We start from the raw sequence: 18,627 nt of genomic DNA, 5'->3' as shown, positions 1-18,627 counted from the left end.
ACACGAATTGCTTGATTCAGTTGTTAAAGAGCGGTGGGTGAGCCTTTCGTCTCAACCGAGGCGCGCATTCTACAGCGCCCCGTACATCTGTCAAGTGGTTATTTTCAGAAGTTTTCAAAGTTTCCTTTGCAACTTCAACCACTTGCGCTTTCGATCTCTCGTCAGCGGGAGGCGAATTCTACAGCGTTAGCCGCTGCTGTCAACACCTCTTTTCCAGCGTCTTCGATCGTGAAGATCGAAGTGCCGACGGGACTTGACTGCAACCCCTGCCGGCCCCTTCCGGACTTCGATGATTTGAAGTCCTGCACACCCGAAAACTTCATAACTTATTGAATCTCAAGAAGTTTTACGTTTCGACTGCGCCGGAAGTGGGGCGAATTATAGAGACTCAGAATCTGCCGTCAACAGCTATTTTCATAATTCTGTCATATCGGTTAAAAAGCCGTGAAAACACAGAGGCCGGCGCCCTGCGGCGCCGGCCTCTGTGTTTTCAATTACAAGCTGGGAAACGCGAACTGCGAAGCCTCATGACTGGCGCGCTGCGGCCAGCGCTGAGTAATGGCCTTGCGTCGAGTATAGAAACGCACGCCATCCGGGCCGTAGGCGTGCAGATCGCCAAACAGCGAACGCTTCCAACCGCCGAAGCTATGGTAGGCCACAGGCACAGGCAACGGTACGTTGACGCCCACCATGCCGACCTCGATCTCATCGCAGAACAGCCGCGCCGCCTCACCATCACGGGTGAAGATGCAAGTGCCGTTGCCATATTCGTGATCATTGATCAGTTGCATGGCCTCTTCCAGGCTATTGACCCGGACAATGCACAGCACCGGCCCGAAGATCTCTTCCTTATAGATGCGCATCTCGGGCGTCACGCGATCGAACAGGCAACCTCCGAGGAAGAAACCTTCTTCGTGCCCGGCCACACTCAAGCCACGACCATCGACCACCAGCGTCGCACCCGATGCCACACCGTCCTCGATATAACCGCTGACCTTGTCGCGATGCTGTCCAGTCACCAACGGCCCCATGTCCAGACCGCACGAGGTTCCGGCGCCAATCTTCAGCGCTTGGATCTGCGGAACCAGCTTGCTCACGAGCGCATCCGCCACCTGGTCACCGACACAGACAGCCACCGAAATAGCCATGCAACGTTCGCCGCAGGAACCATAGGCAGCCCCCATCAAGGCACTGACCGCATTGTCCAGGTCCGCATCCGGCATCAGCACCGCGTGGTTCTTCGCTCCGCCCAGCGCTTGGACGCGCTTGCCACGCCGAGTGCCCTCGGCATAGATGTATTCGGCAATCGGCGTCGAACCGACAAAACTCAGCGCCTTCACTTCCGGCGCTTCGATCAGCGCATCCACCGCAACCTTGTCGCCATGCACCACGCTCAATACGCCCTTGGGCAGCCCGGCTTCCAGAAGCAGTTGCGCAATCAGCAAGGTCGAGCTCGGATCGCGCTCGGAGGGTTTGAGGATGAAACAGTTGCCGCAAACGATCGCCAGCGGGTACATCCATAGCGGGACCATCGCCGGGAAGTTGAACGGAGTGATCCCCGCCACGACACCCAGCGGTTGAAAGTCCGACCAGGCATCGATGTTCGGGCCTACGTTGCGGCTGTATTCGCCCTTCAGAATTTCCGGTGCGGCGCAGGCGAACTCGACGTTTTCGATACCACGCTTGAGCTCACCAGCCGCATCTTCCAACGTCTTGCCATGCTCCTCGCTGATCAGTTGCGCGATACGCGACTCGTTCTGCTCAAGCAGTTGCTTGAAACGGAACATCACCTGAGCACGCTTGGCCGCCGGCGTCTTGCGCCAGGCAGGGAATGCCGCATTGGCTGCGTCGATAGCCTGTTGGATAGTGGCATTGTCGGCCAATGGCACTTTATGGATCGCCTGGCCGGTGGATGGGTTGAATACATCGGCCGTACGAGCACTGTCACTCAACAACTCGCCATTGATCAAATGCGGGATGAGGCTCATGGAGATCTCCGAAAATTATCCACAGGCGCCCGTGCCCGGGCGCCCATCATTGAATGTATAAAGAAGAGAATGTCAGTCCAGCTTGTTCAGCACTTCACCAACCGCATCGAATAGACGATCCAGGTCCTGAGGCTTGCTGTTGAACGTCGGCCCGAACTGCAGGGTATCGCCGCCGAAACGGACGTAGAACCCGGCCTTCCATAGGGCCATGCCCGCCTCGAACGGACGTACGATTGCATCGCCATCCCGCGGTGCAATCTGGATCGCTCCCGCCAGGCCGAAATTGCGAATATCGATGACGTTCTTCGCCCCCTTGATGCCATGCAGGGCATTTTCGAAATGCGGCGCGACCTCGGCCACGCTCTGCACCAGGTTTTCCTTCTGCAGCAAGTCCAGCGCCGCCAGGCCCGCAGCGCACGCCACTGGGTGTGCCGAATAGGTATAACCGTGGGGAAATTCCACCGCGTATTCGGGCGTCGGTTGGTTCATGAAGGTCTGGTAGATCTCGGAACTGGCGATGACCGCGCCCATGGGAACAGCACCGTTGGTGACTTGCTTGGCAATGCACATCAGGTCGGGGGTCACTCCAAAGCTATCTGCACCGAACATCGAACCGGTACGGCCGAAACCGGTGATAACCTCGTCGAATACCAGCAGGATATTGTGCTGGTCGCAGATGTCCCGCAGGCGCTTGAGATAACCTTCAGGCGGCACCAGCACACCGGCGGACCCGGCCATCGGTTCGACGAATACTGCGGCGATATTTGAAGCATCGTGCAGCTCGATCAGCTTGAGCAGCTCATCGGCCAGAGCGATACCGCCCTCCTTCGGCATGCCACGGGAATAGGCGTTGCTTGCCAACAGGGTGTGGGGCAGATGGTCGACATCCTGCATGGGCTGGCCGAACAACTTGCGGTTGCCGTTCACGCCACCCAGGCTGGTGCCCGCGATGTTGACGCCGTGATAACCACGGGCTCGGCCAATCATCTTGGTCTTGGTCGCCTGACCCTTGAGGCGCCAGTAGGCACGTACCATTTTCACGGCGGTATCGGCGCACTCGGAACCCGAGTCAGTGAAGAACACGTGGTTGAGGTTGCCTGGCGTCAGGCTGGTGATTTTTTCCGCCAACTGGAACGACAGCGGGTGGCCGTACTGGAAACCTGGCGAGTAATCGAGAGTTCCCAGCTGTTTGGCGACCGCCTCCTGGATCTCCTTGCGAGTGTGCCCGGCGCCACAAGTCCACAGCCCCGACAGCGAGTCGTACACCTTGCGCCCCTTGTCATCGACCAGCCAGCTGCCTTCGGCCGCGACGATCAGACGAGGATCGCGCAGGAAATTGCGGTTGGCGGTGTAAGGCATCCAGTGGGCATCGAGCTTGAGCTGGCTGGCCAGTGAAGCACCAGCGTGTTCGGGCATGTTCATCGACAAAACCTCGCAAGGAATAGACTGCATGAAGACGGAAGTGTGGTTGCGACTACGTTGCCACGGGGATAAAGTCGGTGAAATTCAACTTTTCTAACCTTCAGTCAGCGGTTCACTAAACTATGAGCGTTCGCCGCCCCGATCCGTTGGCCCAGGTCAGCGATTTCGATATCCGCTTGCTGCGCATCTTTCGAAGCGTAGTGGAATCCGGAGGATTTTCTGCGGCGGAAACCGTGCTGGGTATTGGCCGCTCAGCCATCAGCCAGCAGATGAGCGATCTTGAGCAAAGGCTGGGGCTGCGCCTGTGCCAGCGCGGAAGAGCCGGCTTCTCGCTGACGGAAGAAGGTCGCGAGGTGTATCAATCGGCGCTGCAGCTACTGAGCGCGCTGGAAAGCTTTCGTACCGAGGTCAACGGCCTCCACCAGCACCTGCGTGGCGAACTGATCATCGGCCTGACCGACAATCTCGTCACCCTGCCTCACATGCGCATCACCCATGCCCTGGCTCAGTTGAAGGAGCGCGGGCCCGACGTACAGATCCAGATTCGCATGATTGCCCCTAACGAAGTCGAGCAGGGCGTACTCGACGGGCGCCTGCATGTCGGCGTAGTGCCCCAGGCCAGCCCCCTTTCCGGGCTGGAGTACCAGCCGCTCTACAGCGAACGCTCGCTGCTTTACTGCGCCGTCGGGCATCCGCTGTTTTATGTGGATGACCTGCAGCTCGACGAAGCGCGCCTGAACAGCCAGGACGCCATCGCGCCAACGTTCCGCCTGCCTGCTGAAATCCAGGCCCGTTACCAGGCACTCAACTGCACTGCCAGCGCATCGGACCGCGAAGGGATGGCGTTCCTGATTCTCACCGGGCGCTACATCGGCTATCTGCCGGATCACTACGCCAACCTCTGGGTCCAGCAAGGCCGGTTGCGCGCCCTGAAACCCAGGGAACGCTTTTATGACCTGAGCCTGGTGACGGTGACGCGCAAGGGCCGACGTCCTCATCTGGTGCTGGAGAGTTTTCTCGAGAATCTCGCGGCTACCCGCTGACACCTCGCAGATGCGTGGGCAGGGTTTGCCCAGCGATAACTGAAAGGCTTTTGTCACAACGGCACTTGTCGGATCATCGCCGGTGCGCTATCAACGCATTTGCTTGCCCCACAGACCCAGTTCGGAAACGTCCATGACCTTCGAAGTCCCTGCCCACGGTGGCAAGCCCACCGGCCGAATTCGTCAAAAGAACGAAGAGACCATCCTCAAGGCCGCTGAAGATGAATTCGCCCGGCACGGATTCAAAGGCACAAGCATGAACACGATCGCCCTGAATGCCGGACTGCCCAAAGCGAACCTGCACTATTACTTCACCAATAAACTCGGGCTGTATGTCGCAGTTCTGAGCAACATCATCGAATTGTGGGACAGCACCTTCAACACCCTCACGGCTGAGGATGATCCGGCCGAAGCCTTGACCCGTTACATCCGCGCCAAGATGGAGTTTTCCCGCCGCCACCCCCAGGCCTCGCGGATCTTCGCCATGGAAGTGATCAGTGGCGGCGAATGCCTGACCGAATACTTCAACCAGGACTACCGTGCCTGGTTCAAGGGTCGTGCAGCGGTGTTCCAGGCCTGGATCGATGCCGGCAAGATGGATCCGGTCGATCCGGTACATCTTATCTTCCTGCTATGGGGCAGCACCCAGCACTACGCCGACTTCGCCACCCAGATATGCCGCGTGACGGGACGTAGCAAACTGACCAAACAGGACATGATCGAGGCCGGCGACAACCTGATCCGCATCATTCTCAAAGGCTGCGGCCTTACCCCCATCCTCTGAGTTCCAGCATGCCTTTTACCCTTGTCGGCCTTTGCGAGTACCGCGAAGAAATCCGCAAAAGCCGCTTCATTACATTCGCCGCCCCCATCACCAGTCCCGCCGAGGCCCAGGCCTTCATCGAGCAGCACAGCGACCTGGACGCAACGCATAATTGCTGGGCATGGAAACTGGGCGATCAATATCGCAGCAATGATGATGGGGAACCGGGAGGAACCGCTGGAAGGCCGATCCTGGCCGCCATCGAAGCCCAGGCTTGCGATCAGGTCGTGGTGCTGGTGATCCGTTGGTACGGCGGGATCCAGTTGGGCACGGGCGGGCTGGCGCGGGCTTATGGCGGCGGCGCGAACAAGTGCCTGCAGAGTGCCGACAAGACAGAATTGATCAGCCGCGTGGCTCTGCATTGTACCTGCGCGTTCGCAGAGCTGGCCCTGTTGAAGCTGCGTGTCGCCGAATCTGGCGGACTGATAAACAACGAATCATTCACCGCCAACGGGGTGGAGTTGCAGTTGGCGGTAGCCGAAGCCCAGATCCAGACCTTGCAGGCACAATTGGCCGACTTGAGTCGCGGCCGAATTGTGCTGGTGCGAACCGACGGCGCTGATAACACCTGATCAAAATTGCCCACAACCACTGTGCACCCGGCTGTGGATAACCTGAGCACATTCCTTTGCAACCCTTCTGTCATGCGGCTTTGCGAGGGTTGTTCATTTTTCGTCCAAGCGCCTGGCCAATCCACAATTCCATCCATAAAACAAACGCTTGCAGGGGGTTATCACTTTTGGAAGAAAGCCGGCCAACGCTTATGCCCGAGTCTCGGGCTTTCACACAATAACTGTGGAGCAAGCTGTGGATAACCCGTTCATGTCTCCCGCGCCCCCAGGAAATGCATGGTTCTCAAGCGCTTGCTCACTTTTTAACCATTCCCCGCATGGACAAAACGAGCTTGCTCGCCACGTACAGGCAACAGCTGGACGACGGCCCACATCAACTCGAAAAACAGAAATACCCACACCAGCGCGCTGGCGCCATGCAGCAGCGCGTAAAGCATCCAGGTCGCAAACAGCAACCGACCCATGGCGTCATACCGCCCGTACAGTGGCCGCGGATCCCGAATCCGCAGTACCGACCATACACAAACGATCGAGCCCAAGAGATTGGCCACCAACAGGTGCATGACCCCAAACGGGGGCAACTCTCCAGGCAGGCCGAGCATCTGGGTCGCGCCCAGCAACCAGCCGTGCAGAGCGGCGAAACTCCATGGCGTGGCGAATGCCGCAGTGACGATCAGGTCGTACCAGGCGCCACCGAGCACCACGCGACGAAATTGCAGTGAAGTCCACATAGGCATTGCTCCAGATAATCAAGGAGCGAAAAGACTAAAGCCTGGGGTAAGCTCCAGGGTCAAGCTTTCCGGAGATTGCCATGCGAATCGGTGAACTAGCCCAGGCCTGTGCCGTGAGTCGTGACACGCTGCGCTTCTACGAGCAGCGCGGACTGATTGCGGCGGGCCGTAGCGCCAATGGGTATCGCGACTACCCCGCCGACATGGTGCAACTGGTGCTCTATATCAAGACAGCTCAACGCCTGGGCTTTACCCTCGGCGAGATCGGCAGCAGCGTCGCCGCCCTGCGGCAGGCACCTGACCCGGACCGCGCCGTGGCTCAACTGCTGCAGAACAAACTGAACCTGATCGAAACCCGCATGAACGAACTCGACGCTTTGCGTCACGAGCTGAAACAACGGCTCGGGCAACGTTGTCCATTAAATCCGTGACCATTTCTTTCTAGGATGCTCCCCATGAATTCGGCAAAAAACGCACTGATCATTGGCGCCTCTCGGGGGCTGGGCCTTGGCCTGGTGAAAACGTTGCTGAGCGATGGCTGGAACGTGACCGCCACCGTACGCAATCCGCAGAACGCGCAGGCATTGAAGGCGCTGGGCCCGGTTCGAATAGAAAAACTCGACATGGATGACCAGCAAGCCGTAATCGCCCTGAGCCAACAGCTCAAGGGCGAAACCTATGATCTTCTGTTCGTCAACGCGGGCGTCAAAGGCCCGGACAACCAGAACCCCGGCGGCGCGACGCTGGCCGAAGTCGGCCAGTTGTTCTTTACCAACGCAGTGGCACCGATCAACCTGGCCCAACGGTTCGTTGGCCAGATCCGCGAAGGCAGCGGCGTCCTGGCATTCATGAGTTCGGTCCTGGGCAGCGTGACCATGCCCGACGCGCCGGAACTGGCGTTGTACAAGGCCAGCAAGGCCGCGCTCAATTCCATGACCAACAGCTTCGTTACCCAACTGGGCGGACGGCCATTGACGGTACTGTCATTGCACCCGGGCTGGGTGAAAACCGACATGGGCGGTGAAGGGGCGGATATCGACGTCGAAACCAGTACTCGTGGATTGATCGACCAGGTCAACGCCTTTGCCGGCAAGGGTGGACATCACTTCGTCAACTACAAGGGCGAAACCATCCCCTGGTAATGACGGACATTGGCAATAGGCTTACTTGCCAAGACAACGGGCCAGCCGGCATCAACGCCGGGTGCCCTTGCACATTCGCGAGTAAGCCCGCCTGCCCAGGAGCACGCAGCCCGGCACTGGAAATGTGTCCGGCAACCTGAGTAAACTCGCGCTTCGCCCCCAACGGCGACCCTGGATCAGCAGACAGGGCATCACTGAGCTGGCTAACCTGAACCCACTTTCAGAGGAGCCGGCCACCATGCCTGCGACCCGTACCTGGTTGAAAAATCCCCTCGCCATCTTCACGGCCAACGACCTCGACGCCCGTGGCGGCCTCGTCCTGCAAGGCGGTGTGATCGTCGAACTGCTGAGCGCGGGCCAATCCCCTTCCCTTCCCTGGGACAACGTCTTCGATGCACGCGACCATGTCGTGCTGCCGGGCTTGATCAATACCCATCACCATTTCTACCAGACGCTGACCCGCGCCTGGGCGCCGGTGGCCAACCAGCCATTATTCCCGTGGTTGAAAACCCTGTATCCGGTGTGGGCGCGGCTGACGCCGGAAAAACTTGCCCTGGCGACCCGAGTGGCACTGGCTGAATTGCTGCTGTCGGGCTGTACCACGGCCGCCGACCATCATTACCTGTTCCCCGAAGGGTTGGAAAACGCAATCGACGTGCAAGTGCACAGTGTCCGCGAACTGGGCATGCGCGCGATGCTGACCCGCGGTTCCATGAGCCTGGGCGAAGCCGACGGTGGCCTGCCGCCGCAGCAGACGGTGCAACAGGGCCAGGTAATTCTCGATGACAGCCAGCGCTTGATCGAGCGTTACCATGAGCGCGGCGACGGCGCGCAGGTCCAGATCGCCCTGGCGCCCTGCTCTCCATTCTCGGTCACCCCCGAAATCATGAAAGCCAGCGCCGACTTGGCGGACAGCCTCGATGTTCGCCTGCATACACACTTGGCAGAGACCCTCGACGAGGAAGACTTCTGCCTGCAGCGTTTCGGCCTGCGTACCGTGGACTACCTGGACAGCGTCGGCTGGCTCGGTCCTCGCACCTGGCTGGCCCACGGCATTCATTTCAACACCGACGAAATCGCTCGCCTTGGCGCCGCCGGCACCGGCATCTGCCATTGCCCCAGCTCAAACATGCGCCTGGCCTCGGGTATCTGCCCCACCGTCGAGCTGACCGCCGCCGGCGCCCCCCTTGGCCTCGGTGTGGACGGTTCGGCTTCCAACGACGCCTCGAACATGATCCTGGAAACCCGCCAGGCGCTGTACATCCAGCGCCTGCGCTACGGCGCACAGGCAATCACGCCAGAACGGGTGCTGGGCTGGGCAACCCGGGGCTCGGCGCAGTTGCTCGGACGCAGCGACATCGGCGAACTGGCGGTAGGCAAACTGGCTGACCTGGCCCTGTTCAAGCTCGACGAGCTGCGCTTTTCCGGCAGCCACGATCCGATTTCAGCCTTGTTGCTGTGCGGCGCGGACCGGGCCGATCGGGTGATGATCGGCGGACGATGGCGCGTCATCGACGGCCAGGTCGAGGGGCTCGATCTGAAGGGGCTGATTGCCGACCACGGTCAGGCGGCGCGGGAACTGATCGCGGGTATCTGAACTGAAGCCTGCTCGCGATGCACACTGCTGTCGCGAGCAGGCCTTAGAGGCCCAGCAGCGACAACATGATGAAGGTCGCGAACAGGACGAAGTGAGTCATGCCTTCGATGGCATTGGTTTCGCCATCGTTGAGGTTGATGGCGCTGACGATCAGGGTGATGAAGATCATTACTGTCTGCACCGGGGTCATCGCCATCTGGAAAGGCTGGCCGGAGTAGAGCGCCATGGCCTCCATCACCGGCACTGTCAGGATCACCGTTGATAACGAAGCCCCCAGGGCAATGTTCACCACCGACTGCATCCGATTGGCGAGAGCGGCGCGCAGGGCGGTGAGGATTTCCGGTGCGGCGGAAATGGCCGCCACCAGTATCGCGGTGACCACCGGCGGTGCGCCTGAGCCCTCCAGGCCCAGGTCGATGGCCTTGGACATGACCTCGGCCAGCGCGCCGATCAGCACGACGCCAAACACCAGCGCACCGATGGAAAACGCCAGGCTGATGGGCTTGGGCTCGTTCTCCAGCGGTTCTTTCCGGCGGCGCTTTTCCGGATAGCTGTAGCTGAAGAAATAGCTGTGAGGTCCGACCTGCATGCGAAGAAAAAGGGTGTACAGCACGATCATCGCGCCGATGGTGAATGCCGAATAGTGCTTCCAGTTTTCCTGGGGAATGAATTCGGGCACCACCATCGAAACGCCCATGGCGGTGAGAATCATCACGCTGTAGGTGCGTGCCGAATCGTCGTTATAGACCTGCTCGCCATGCTTGAGCCCACCCATCAGCGCGGCGAGCCCGAGGATGCCATTGATGTCGAGCATCACTGCGCTATAGATCGTGTCCCGCACCAGAGTGGGAGATGCCTGGTTGCTCATCATGATTGCCAGGACCACGACCTCTACCAGTACCGCCGACAGGGTCAGGATCATGGTGCCGTATGGATCGCCGACCTTTTCCGCCAGCAGTTCGGCGTGATGGGCCACGCGCATGGACGCCGCGATAATAAAGCCGATCAGGACCAACCCACCCGTCAGCGCAACGATCCGGCCACCGCCCAACAGCCAGTGTTCCAGCGGATAGGCGACGAGCGCCGCCAGAAGCGCCAGCAACAACAGTTTTTCTTGCTTGATCAATGAGGACATCCCAGGCCTGCACTGTGCGCGGAGTCATGAGCTACTAGACTGTGGGGGGCTACGAACGTTTCCTCCGATTCATCGACCCGCGAGGCTCGCGGTGCGCAGCCTTGCCCAGACAGTGGATCGGCCGGTCAGGTTTTACCAGACATTACGGCCAGCCTCTGTAGAATGGCTGCCATCGATTCGCTGATGAGAAAAGAACATGTACGACTGGCTGAACGCCCTGCCCAAGGCTGAACTACACCTGCACCTGGAGGGCTCGCTGGAGCCCGAGCTGCTGTTCGCCCTGGCCGAACGCAACAGGATCGCCCTGCCGTGGAGCGACGTCGACACCCTGCGCAAGGCCTATGCCTTCAACAACCTGCAGGAGTTCCTCGACCTGTATTACCAAGGCGCCGACGTCTTGCGCACCTCCCAGGATTTCTACGACCTGACCTGGGCCTACCTGCTCCGTTGCAAGGAGCAGAACGTGGTCCACACAGAGCCGTTCTTCGACCCACAGACCCACACCGACCGTGGCATTCCTTTCGAAGTGGTGCTCAACGGTATCGCCGCCGCCCTCAAGGACGGTGAACAGCAACTGGGCATCACCAGTGGCCTTATCCTCAGCTTCCTGCGTCACCTGAGCGAAGAACAGGCCGAGAAAACCCTCGACCAGGCGCTGCCCTTCCGCGATGCCTTCGTGGCCGTGGGCCTGGACAGCTCCGAGATGGGGCATCCACCGAGCAAGTTCCAGCGGGTATTCGACCGCGCGCGTCACGAAGGCTTCCTGACCGTGGCCCACGCAGGTGAGGAGGGCCCGCCCGAATATATCTGGGAAGCCCTCGACCTGCTGAAGATCCAGCGCATCGACCACGGCGTGCGGGCCATCGAAGACGAGCGGTTGATGCGGCGGATCATCGACGAACAGATTCCGCTGACGGTCTGCCCGTTGTCCAATACCAAGCTCTGTGTGTTCGACGACATGTCGCAGCACAATATTCTCGACATGCTCGAGCGTGGCGTGAAGGTGACCGTCAACTCGGACGATCCGGCGTACTTCGGCGGCTACGTCACGGAAAACTTCCACGCGCTGCACACTCATCTGGGCATGACCCAGGACCAGGCCAGGCGTCTGGCGCAAAACAGCCTGGATGCACGCCTGGTCAAGCCTTAAGCCTCACAATGAGCGACTCGCCACAGAAAAAGACCTGTGGCGAGTACTCTTGCTCCCCTCGCCACGGTCGTGTTCGTTACCTGGTGGCTTCGCTCAATTCTTCCAGGGTCCTGCCCCGGGTTTCCATCCCGAACAACCACACCACTCCGGCCGCCACGGCGAAGCACAGCGCGCCCAAAGCGAATACACCGCCCTGTCCGGTGATGGGAAATACCAGACCGGTCACCAGTGGCCCGAGCAACGAGCCGATGCGACCGACCGCGGAGGCAAAGCCCGAGCCCGTGGCCCGCGCCGAGGTGGGATACAGTTCCGGCGTGTAGGTGTAGAGCACCGCCCACATGCCGAACAGGAAGAACTGCATCAGCAGACCGGTGCCGATCAACAGGCCAACGTTGCCGCCGAACACCGCGCTCTGCCCATAGAGAAACGCCATCACGCCACCGCCCAACAGGGTCATGACACACACAGGCTTACGTCCCCAGCGTTCCACCAGCCAGGCCGCCATCAGGAACCCCGGGATCCCGCCCAGGGAAATCAGTACGGTGTAATACACCGACTGGGTCACGGCAAACCCCGACTGTTGCAGGAGCGCGCTCAGCCAGGATGTCAGCCCGTAGAATCCCAGCAGGGCGAAGAACCAGACACTCCAGATCATCATCGTGCGCTGGCGATACAACGGTGACCAGATCCGCGCCAGCGCCGAAAAGAACGTGCCCGGCGCATCCACCTGCCTCGGCAGCCGGATCGGCTCCGGCAGTGCCTGGCTCCCCAGGGAGCGCCGGACCTTGTCCTCGATTCGTCCCAGCACGGCGTCCGCCTCGCCATCCCGCCCGGCTTGTTCCAGCCAGCGCGGCGACTCGGGAATGAAGAAGCGAATCACCAGGACGAACACCGCCGGTACCGCCAGCACCAGAAAGATGTCGCGCCAGCCGATCACCGGCAGCAGGAAATACGACAGCGCCCCCGCCGCCACGAAGCCCAGCGGCCAGAAGCCATCCATCAAGGCAATGTAGCGTCCCCGCTGCCTGGCCGGGATCAGCTCAGAAAGCATGGACTGGGCAATCGGAAATTCCATGCCCATGCCGATCCCCAGCAGGATGCGAAACAGCGTCAGTGTCTCGATGTCCTGGGCGGTGGAGCACAGGTAACTGGCGACGCCCCACAACACGATGCTCCACTGGAACACCGGTTTGCGCCCGAACCGATCAGCCAGCATGCCCGATAGCGACGCCCCCACCACCATGCCGAAGAAGCTGGAGCTGGCCAGCAGTCCCGCCTGGGCAGTGCTCAAGCCGAACTCGACTTTGATCGAGCCCAGCAGGAAGGTCATCATGGCCAGGTCCATCGAGTCGAAGAAAAACGCCAGGGCGATGATGATGAAGATAACCCGGTGATATCCGCTGATGGGCAGCCGCTCCAAGCGTTCTGCCGCACTGTAACGGTGAGTGTCCATATTGCGTCCCCCAGTCCGATGATCGTCGGCCCGAGTGTGCGCGAACCTCGCGGCTGGCTATTGCTGAATACGACCTTTCGATAGCCCTAGAGCGCCATTTCCAGGGCATCCTGCCTGGCGAAACGATGGATTTCCTGCTGGCCGAGCACCGTCACCTGCAAGGCGCGTGAGTCGTTGGGCAGGCTCAACCAGCCGGACTGCATGAACAATTGCAGCAACGCAGCCCCCAGGGCGCCTCCCAGGTGCGGACGGCGTTCGCTCCAATCGGGGCAGGCGCAGGCGGTGCGGGCGTTGCGATGGGCCAGGGCCTGGATGAACAGGCCATGACCGGCCAACTGGCTGGAACCCTTGTGGGTGACGATGACACGCTGGTCGCACTGCTCGATCCAGCCGGCATCCAGCAGGCGCTGGTACAGGTCGGCCGCCAGGGTGCCTCCCAAGTGATCGTCACACAGCCTGGCCCGCAACAACGAGGCCGGGGCCGACGGCGCCTTGGTTGGCATCACCCCTCGCTTGAAGACCTCCGGGATCTGTCGCGGTGTGCTGGCGAGCGTGGCGCTGGCCAGGGCCTCGACAGCCGCGCCGATCTCGGGTGCCGCGAGGCGGAAAAACCGTTTGCGTCCCCGGGCTTCGACTTTCAACAGGCCACCGGCGGACAGGCGCCCCAGATGAGCACTGGCCGAGGACGGCGATAACCCGGCCAGCAAAGCCAGCTCTTCAGCCTGCCGCGCCGTGCCGTCCATCAGCGCCCACATCATTGCGCTGCGCTTTGGGTCGGCCAGCAGCGTGGCGATCTGGCTGATGCAAGGTGCATGTTCCATGTATTCACTCCCTGTTGAATCATTCGTCTACTGCTCTGGGGCCTGGTGACCCGTCATGAGGCGCCGCCCAAGGCGGCCCGACCGCGGGAACCGACGGCATCGATGCATCGACGGGACAATGCTTCCCCCGTGCCGTGTCGATTCAGGCGGCCGTTAGTATAAGCGTGGCGACCAAGCTTTCCTGTCCTCCGGAAACCTTTGGAGGCGATTGTTCATGAGGGAAAATTCTCTATTTGCCCGCGACTATTGGTCATCCTCTGTCGAGCGCGGAAATTGCGCGGTCAAATGTCCACAGCGGGCCTGGAGCATTTCCCGCAACAGGTTGATGGGCTTGCTCAACTGTGCCCGATGAGCACACAGCAGATTCAGCGGCGCACGCTCGCATTGCAGGTGCGGCAGCAGGATCTTCAAGCGTCCGGCCAGCACATCGGTCGAGACATCCAGCCACGACTTGTAGGCGATGCCCGCCCCGGCCACCGCCCAGCGTCGCACCACGTCGGCATCGTCGCTGAAGCGGTCCCCGCTGACGGTGAGACTCACTTCCCGCTTACCGTCATGAAAGCACCAGCGGTCATGGACCCGGGTACCGAGCATGTACAACAGGCAATTGTGCTGGGCCAGTTGTTCCAGCTGACGAGGTTCGCCATGGCGGGCCAGGTAGTCCGGCGCAGCACATAGCACCCTGCGGTTATCCGCCGCGATCGGAAGGGCCACCAGGCTAGAGTCCTCCGGTTCGCCATAACGCAGCGCGATGTCCACGGGTTGCTTGAACAGGTCGGCGATCCGATCCCCCAGCAACAGCCGCACCGTCAGCCCGGGATGCTCGCCCTGGAATTCGTCCAGCCAGGGCAGCAGCAGGTTGCGCCCCAGATCCGAGGGTGCGGACAGCTGCAGCACACCACTGACCCGGTCCTGGCCACTGGTCAACAATCGCCGTCCCTCGTCAAGGCTGCTCAGTGCGGCCCGGGCATATTCGAGGAAGCTCTCCCCTTCGGCGGTCAGGCGCAGGCTGCGGGTCGAACGGGCCAACAGCCGGGCCCCAAGATGCTGCTCGATCCGCTTCAATGCGGCACTGGCCACCGCTGCCGACAGGTCCATGACCCTGGCCGCGGCAGAAAGGCTGCCCAGATCCGCCGCCCGGACAAAGAGCTGCAGGTCATCGAATCGAAGCATGGCGACTCCATTATCAAAAAAATATTGAAAGAGCCTGTTCTTTTAGCCGGTTTTATCGCGTCGATAAATAGCTAACCATTGGTGGCATCCAATCATCTGACGGAGCCGCTCCATGAAAGCCATTGCCTACTACCATTCGCTGCCGATCACCGACGTGAAATCGTTGCAGGACATCGAGTTACCCGAACCTGTCGCAGGTCCCCGGGACCTGCTGGTGGAAGTCAAGGCCATTTCGGTCAACCCGGTCGACACCAAGGTCCGCCAGAATGTCTCGCCTGAAGGTGGCGCCGCCAAGGTGCTGGGCTGGGACGTGGCCGGTGTGGTCAAGGCCGTGGGCAGCGAAGTGTCCTTGTTCAAGGCCGGTGACAAAGTGTTCTACGCCGGTTCCATCGCCAGGGCGGGTGGCAACAGTGAATTGCACGTGGTGGACGAGCGCATCGTTGGCCACATGCCTGTGACCCTCGGTTTTGCCGAGGCGGCCGCACTGCCATTGACGGCCATCACCGCCTGGGAGCTGTTGTTCGAACGGCTGCAGATCCGCGAAGGCCAGGACAACAGCGACCAGAGCCTGCTGATCGTCGGTGCCGCGGGAGGCGTGGGTTCGATCCTGACGCAACTGGCTCGCCGGCTCACCGGGCTGAAGGTCATCGGCACCGCTTCCCGGCCACAGACCCAGGAGTGGGTACGGGGCCTGGGGGCCGATCTGGTGATCGATCACAGCCAACCGTTGAGCCAAGCACTGAAAGCAGCGGGCCAGTCCCAAGTGACCCACGTTGCCAGCCTGACCCAGACCGACCAGCATCTGGAGCAATTGGTCGAGGCCCTGGCCCCCCAGGGCAAGCTGGCGCTGATCGACGATCCCAAGGCGTTGGACGTAACCAAACTCAAGCGCAAAAGCCTGTCGCTGCACTGGGAATTCATGTACACCCGCTCGCTGTTCGAAACGCCAGACATGATTGAACAGCACCGCCTGCTCAACCGTGTCGCCGCGCTGGTCGACGCCGGCACCCTGAAGACCACCGTCGGGGAACACTTCGGCATCATCAACGCCGAAAACCTGCGCCGCGCCCATGCGCTGCTGGAAAGCGGCAAGGCCAAGGGCAAGATCGTACTCGAAGGCTTCTAGCGATCGGCATGGCAGCTTGCTTGCGATGAATATGAGGAGGCACGGCACAGCGTGCCGCTCTCATCGCAAGCCTGCCCCTGGACGGAAATAGCCACCGTCAGTCTGACAATTGACCGTTGTCACAATTGCGATCGTATTCCGGTCTACACTCGAGGCCTTTGCAACGCAATCTTTTACGTGAGGAGGTCAGCAATGAAGATCCTGATAAAAGAAGTGGCAAAATCCCAGTGGCAAGTGCGTCTTGACCAGCATGTCGTCACCTTCCGTACCGAGGCCGAAGCCAAGGCCTTCGCCACCACCCTCCAGGCTCGAATTCTCGCGCCGCACCAATTCCCTGAACAGCAACAGCGCGCGGCCGGCTGAATCAGTCCTGACGACCGACGACCCGGGCATCCTGCAAGCGCCGGGTCAGCATGGCCGTGCCAACGACCAACAGTCCGCAAAGGCTGATGACCAACGCCATCGGCACGGCCGTACCGTCATGCAACGCCGCCACCAGCGCGGCAGAACCGGCAGCCACGGAGAACTGCAGGCACCCCAGCATGGCTGAAGCACTGCCAGCCCGGGCACCTTGGCCGTTCATGGCACATGCAGACGCGTTGGGAATGATGCATCCCAGGCTGGAGATGCAAACGAACAGAGGCACCAGCAACGGCCACAAATGCGCAGGCTGCAAGGCGCAAACACCCAGGAGGCTCAGGCCGGCGGCCAGGTAGACCCATACCGCGCGGACCAGCAGGAAGGCCGGGCCACGCTTGGACAGCAACCGAGCGTTGAGCTGCGCCACCAGGATAAAACCGGCTGCGTTGGTCCCGAACAGCCAACCGAAGTGCTCGGCCGGCACGCCGTAGAGCTTGATGAATACGAACGGCGAGCCGGCGATGTAGGCAAACATCCCGGCCATCGCGATCCCACCTGTCAACGCATGCCCCAGGAAGACCCAATCGCCCAACAGCCGACCATATTGGCGCAAGGCGCCGGACAATGGTTGTCGGGGCATGTGGGGCGGCAGGCTCTCGGGCAGCCACAGGGCCACGGCCGTTGCGGCCAGGGCGCTGAACAGGGTCAGGCCGATGAAGATCGATTGCCAACCGTACAGGTTCACCAGCAGGCCGCCGAGCATCGGGGCCAGGATCGGCGCCAGTCCCATCACCAGCATCAGTTGGGAAAATACTTTGGCCGAGCCGACCGCATCGCATTTGTCGCTGACCACCGCGCGGGAGATCACCATACCGGCACATCCGCCCAGGGCCTGGACGAAACGGGCCCCGATCAGCCATTCCAGGCTCGGTGCGTAGGCGCAGGCCACGGACGCCAGGGTGAACAACCCGACGCCCGTCAGCAATGGAATGCGCCGACCGAAGCGATCGGCCACGGGCCCGTAGGCCAGTTGCCCGATGGACAGTCCAAGGAAATAGGCGGCGAGCGTCAGCTGGATATGTTTTTCGTCAGTGCCGAAGGCGGCAGCCATGGCCGGAAAGGCAGGCAGGTAGAAATCGATCGCCAAGGGACCGAAGGCGCTCAAGGCGCCAAGAATCAGAATGATACGAAGGTTCATCGGGCGTCCCGTTCAGGCGTCAGTCGGCAGCCCGACAGTCTATCCGTGCCGGGCGCCCTTGAACATTCCGATAGGTCGCTAACGATTAAAAATAATTCAGGCGGGAGTGACCTCGTACCCCTCCTCCTGGATGGCCTCGACCAGCGTCTCGACCGGCAAGGAACTCTGGACCCGTACCGTCTTGGCGCCGAGGTCCACCTGCACGTCGGCGGATGGATCCCTGGCCTGTACAGCCTGGGTGATGGCCCTGACGCAATGACCGCAGGACATTCCCTGGACATTGAGTGTTTGCATGAAATGACTCCTAGGCAGTTGAGGTTGTCGGCAGTTTCAAGCTTGCCATCATGGCAAGGTCAAGTTCTGGCGAAAACTGCCGGGCTGGCAATCGGCAACGCGCTCAGCCAAGCTGCACACATCAAGGATTTCACACCGGAGGTTCAGTCATGCGCTGGTCAGCGTTCAGCCTGTTTTGCATGCTCGGTTTGTCAGCAGTGGTTCCCCAGGCTTCGGCCGCCGGCGAAGACTACGGCGTGCTGATCATTTCCCGCGAGCGCCTGGAAGTACCGACTTCCTGCGAGATTGGCATCTATATCGACGACCAACTCACGGCCAGGCTGTTTCAGGAAACGAGTACCTCCTTCAACCTGCCGCCAGGACGATTCTCCTTGCGTCTGAAACTATTGCCAGGCCAGGTGCCGGGATGCAGTCCAGGCATGCTCGCGCCAGGCTCGCAAGACGTCACCCTCAAGGCCGGGGACATTCTGAAGTTCCGTATAGCCGCCAATCAGCAAGGCATGTACCTCAAGCAGGCAACGCTGGGTTATTGATCACCAGGATCGAATGAAGCGCTGCCTGCAGGCGCGAGCCAGCTCGCGATAGGGTCGCGCCTTCAG

At 60.8% G+C, this 18,627-nt stretch carries 19 protein-coding genes; 10 read left to right on the top strand and 9 right to left on the bottom strand.

Features of this window, described 5'->3' with window-relative positions; all coding sequences use genetic code 11:
• Window positions 1-494: 494 nt before the first annotated feature.
• Both AC1M7R_RS14660 and aptA read right to left on the bottom strand, forming a co-directional pair.
• A complete protein-coding gene (locus AC1M7R_RS14660; RefSeq protein ID WP_072458595.1) occupies window positions 495-1,988 on the bottom strand; it encodes a CoA-acylating methylmalonate-semialdehyde dehydrogenase in 1,494 nt (497 codons plus the stop codon).
• 72 nt (window positions 1,989-2,060) lie between these two features.
• Window positions 2,061-3,410: an omega-aminotransferase AptA gene (gene aptA, locus AC1M7R_RS14655; RefSeq protein WP_072431746.1), complete on the bottom strand. Its 1,350-nt coding sequence runs from the start codon at window positions 3,408-3,410 to the stop codon at window positions 2,061-2,063.
• A 122-nt stretch (window positions 3,411-3,532) separates the two neighbouring features.
• Between aptA and AC1M7R_RS14650 the strand changes: the two genes are divergently transcribed.
• The 3 genes from AC1M7R_RS14650 to AC1M7R_RS14640 all read left to right on the top strand — a co-directional run bounded on the left by AC1M7R_RS14650 (window position 3,533) and on the right by AC1M7R_RS14640 (window position 5,848).
• Window positions 3,533-4,453, top strand: a complete 921-nt coding sequence (locus tag AC1M7R_RS14650) for a LysR family transcriptional regulator (protein ID WP_072397786.1) — start codon at window positions 3,533-3,535, stop codon at window positions 4,451-4,453.
• A 133-nt stretch (window positions 4,454-4,586) separates the two neighbouring features.
• Window positions 4,587-5,237 carry a TetR/AcrR family transcriptional regulator gene (locus tag AC1M7R_RS14645; protein WP_072397787.1) on the top strand — a complete coding sequence of 217 codons (651 nt, stop codon included), beginning with the start codon at window positions 4,587-4,589 and terminating at the stop codon, window positions 5,235-5,237.
• An 8-nt stretch (window positions 5,238-5,245) separates the two neighbouring features.
• Complete coding sequence (locus tag AC1M7R_RS14640; RefSeq protein WP_072431745.1) at window positions 5,246-5,848, top strand: IMPACT family protein; 603 nt, start codon at window positions 5,246-5,248, stop codon at window positions 5,846-5,848.
• A 302-nt stretch (window positions 5,849-6,150) separates the two neighbouring features.
• On the opposite strand, the gene AC1M7R_RS14635 is transcribed toward AC1M7R_RS14640, so the two are convergent.
• Window positions 6,151-6,579, bottom strand: a complete 429-nt coding sequence (locus AC1M7R_RS14635; RefSeq protein ID WP_271902890.1) for a hypothetical protein — start codon at window positions 6,577-6,579, stop codon at window positions 6,151-6,153.
• An 80-nt stretch (window positions 6,580-6,659) separates the two neighbouring features.
• Between AC1M7R_RS14635 and AC1M7R_RS14630 the strand changes: the two genes are divergently transcribed.
• The 3 genes from AC1M7R_RS14630 (at window position 6,660) to AC1M7R_RS14620 (ending at window position 9,318) form a co-directional block, all read left to right on the top strand.
• Complete coding sequence (locus AC1M7R_RS14630) at window positions 6,660-7,010, top strand: MerR family transcriptional regulator (protein WP_072397790.1); 351 nt, start codon at window positions 6,660-6,662, stop codon at window positions 7,008-7,010.
• Window positions 7,011-7,034: 24 nt separating this feature from the next.
• Entirely contained in the window at window positions 7,035-7,721 is a 687-nt protein-coding gene (locus tag AC1M7R_RS14625; RefSeq protein WP_072397791.1) for an SDR family oxidoreductase, read from the top strand.
• A gap of 238 nt (window positions 7,722-7,959) precedes the next feature.
• Entirely contained in the window at window positions 7,960-9,318 is a 1,359-nt protein-coding gene (locus AC1M7R_RS14620; protein WP_341965590.1) for an 8-oxoguanine deaminase, read from the top strand.
• Window positions 9,319-9,361: 43 nt separating this feature from the next.
• On the opposite strand, the gene AC1M7R_RS14615 is transcribed toward AC1M7R_RS14620, so the two are convergent.
• Window positions 9,362-10,453 carry a calcium:cation antiporter gene (locus AC1M7R_RS14615; RefSeq protein WP_072397793.1) on the bottom strand — a complete coding sequence of 364 codons (1,092 nt, stop codon included), beginning with the start codon at window positions 10,451-10,453 and terminating at the stop codon, window positions 9,362-9,364.
• A 196-nt stretch (window positions 10,454-10,649) separates the two neighbouring features.
• Between AC1M7R_RS14615 and AC1M7R_RS14610 the strand changes: the two genes are divergently transcribed.
• Complete coding sequence (locus AC1M7R_RS14610; RefSeq protein WP_072431743.1) at window positions 10,650-11,603, top strand: adenosine deaminase; 954 nt, start codon at window positions 10,650-10,652, stop codon at window positions 11,601-11,603.
• A gap of 76 nt (window positions 11,604-11,679) precedes the next feature.
• Here AC1M7R_RS14610 and AC1M7R_RS14605 read toward each other — a convergent pair whose 3' ends face one another.
• From AC1M7R_RS14605 to vimR, 3 genes are all read right to left on the bottom strand, one after another.
• Window positions 11,680-13,056, bottom strand: a complete 1,377-nt coding sequence (locus AC1M7R_RS14605; RefSeq protein ID WP_072397795.1) for an MFS transporter — start codon at window positions 13,054-13,056, stop codon at window positions 11,680-11,682.
• A gap of 86 nt (window positions 13,057-13,142) precedes the next feature.
• On the bottom strand, window positions 13,143-13,877 hold the full coding sequence (locus AC1M7R_RS14600) for an ArsR/SmtB family transcription factor (RefSeq protein WP_072397796.1): 735 nt from the start codon (window positions 13,875-13,877) through the stop codon (window positions 13,143-13,145).
• 243 nt (window positions 13,878-14,120) lie between these two features.
• On the bottom strand, window positions 14,121-15,050 hold the full coding sequence (vimR, locus tag AC1M7R_RS14595; RefSeq protein WP_072458597.1) for a transcription regulator VimR: 930 nt from the start codon (window positions 15,048-15,050) through the stop codon (window positions 14,121-14,123).
• Window positions 15,051-15,162: 112 nt separating this feature from the next.
• On the opposite strand from vimR, the gene AC1M7R_RS14590 reads away from it, so the two are divergent.
• Window positions 15,163-16,176: a zinc-binding alcohol dehydrogenase family protein gene (locus AC1M7R_RS14590; RefSeq protein WP_123595667.1), complete on the top strand. Its 1,014-nt coding sequence runs from the start codon at window positions 15,163-15,165 to the stop codon at window positions 16,174-16,176.
• A 192-nt stretch (window positions 16,177-16,368) separates the two neighbouring features.
• On the top strand, window positions 16,369-16,539 hold the full coding sequence (locus AC1M7R_RS14585) for a hypothetical protein (RefSeq protein ID WP_165887848.1): 171 nt from the start codon (window positions 16,369-16,371) through the stop codon (window positions 16,537-16,539).
• A 1-nt stretch (window position 16,540) separates the two neighbouring features.
• On the opposite strand, the gene AC1M7R_RS14580 is transcribed toward AC1M7R_RS14585, so the two are convergent.
• Both AC1M7R_RS14580 and AC1M7R_RS14575 read right to left on the bottom strand, forming a co-directional pair.
• Window positions 16,541-17,734 (bottom strand): multidrug effflux MFS transporter, encoded by a 1,194-nt coding sequence (locus AC1M7R_RS14580; protein WP_072458598.1) that lies wholly within the window; start codon window positions 17,732-17,734, stop codon window positions 16,541-16,543.
• Between the two features lie 96 nt (window positions 17,735-17,830).
• Window positions 17,831-18,028 (bottom strand): heavy-metal-associated domain-containing protein, encoded by a 198-nt coding sequence (locus AC1M7R_RS14575; protein ID WP_072397800.1) that lies wholly within the window; start codon window positions 18,026-18,028, stop codon window positions 17,831-17,833.
• A gap of 149 nt (window positions 18,029-18,177) precedes the next feature.
• Between AC1M7R_RS14575 and AC1M7R_RS14570 the strand changes: the two genes are divergently transcribed.
• Window positions 18,178-18,561: a hypothetical protein gene (locus AC1M7R_RS14570; protein ID WP_072397801.1), complete on the top strand. Its 384-nt coding sequence runs from the start codon at window positions 18,178-18,180 to the stop codon at window positions 18,559-18,561.
• Window positions 18,562-18,627 lie beyond the last annotated feature (66 nt).

This window comes from Pseudomonas sp. MS01C9 (assembly GCF_058202755.1).
The sequence above is the reverse complement of the archived record's forward strand: the minus strand, read 5'-3'. Positions and strand labels throughout refer to the sequence as shown.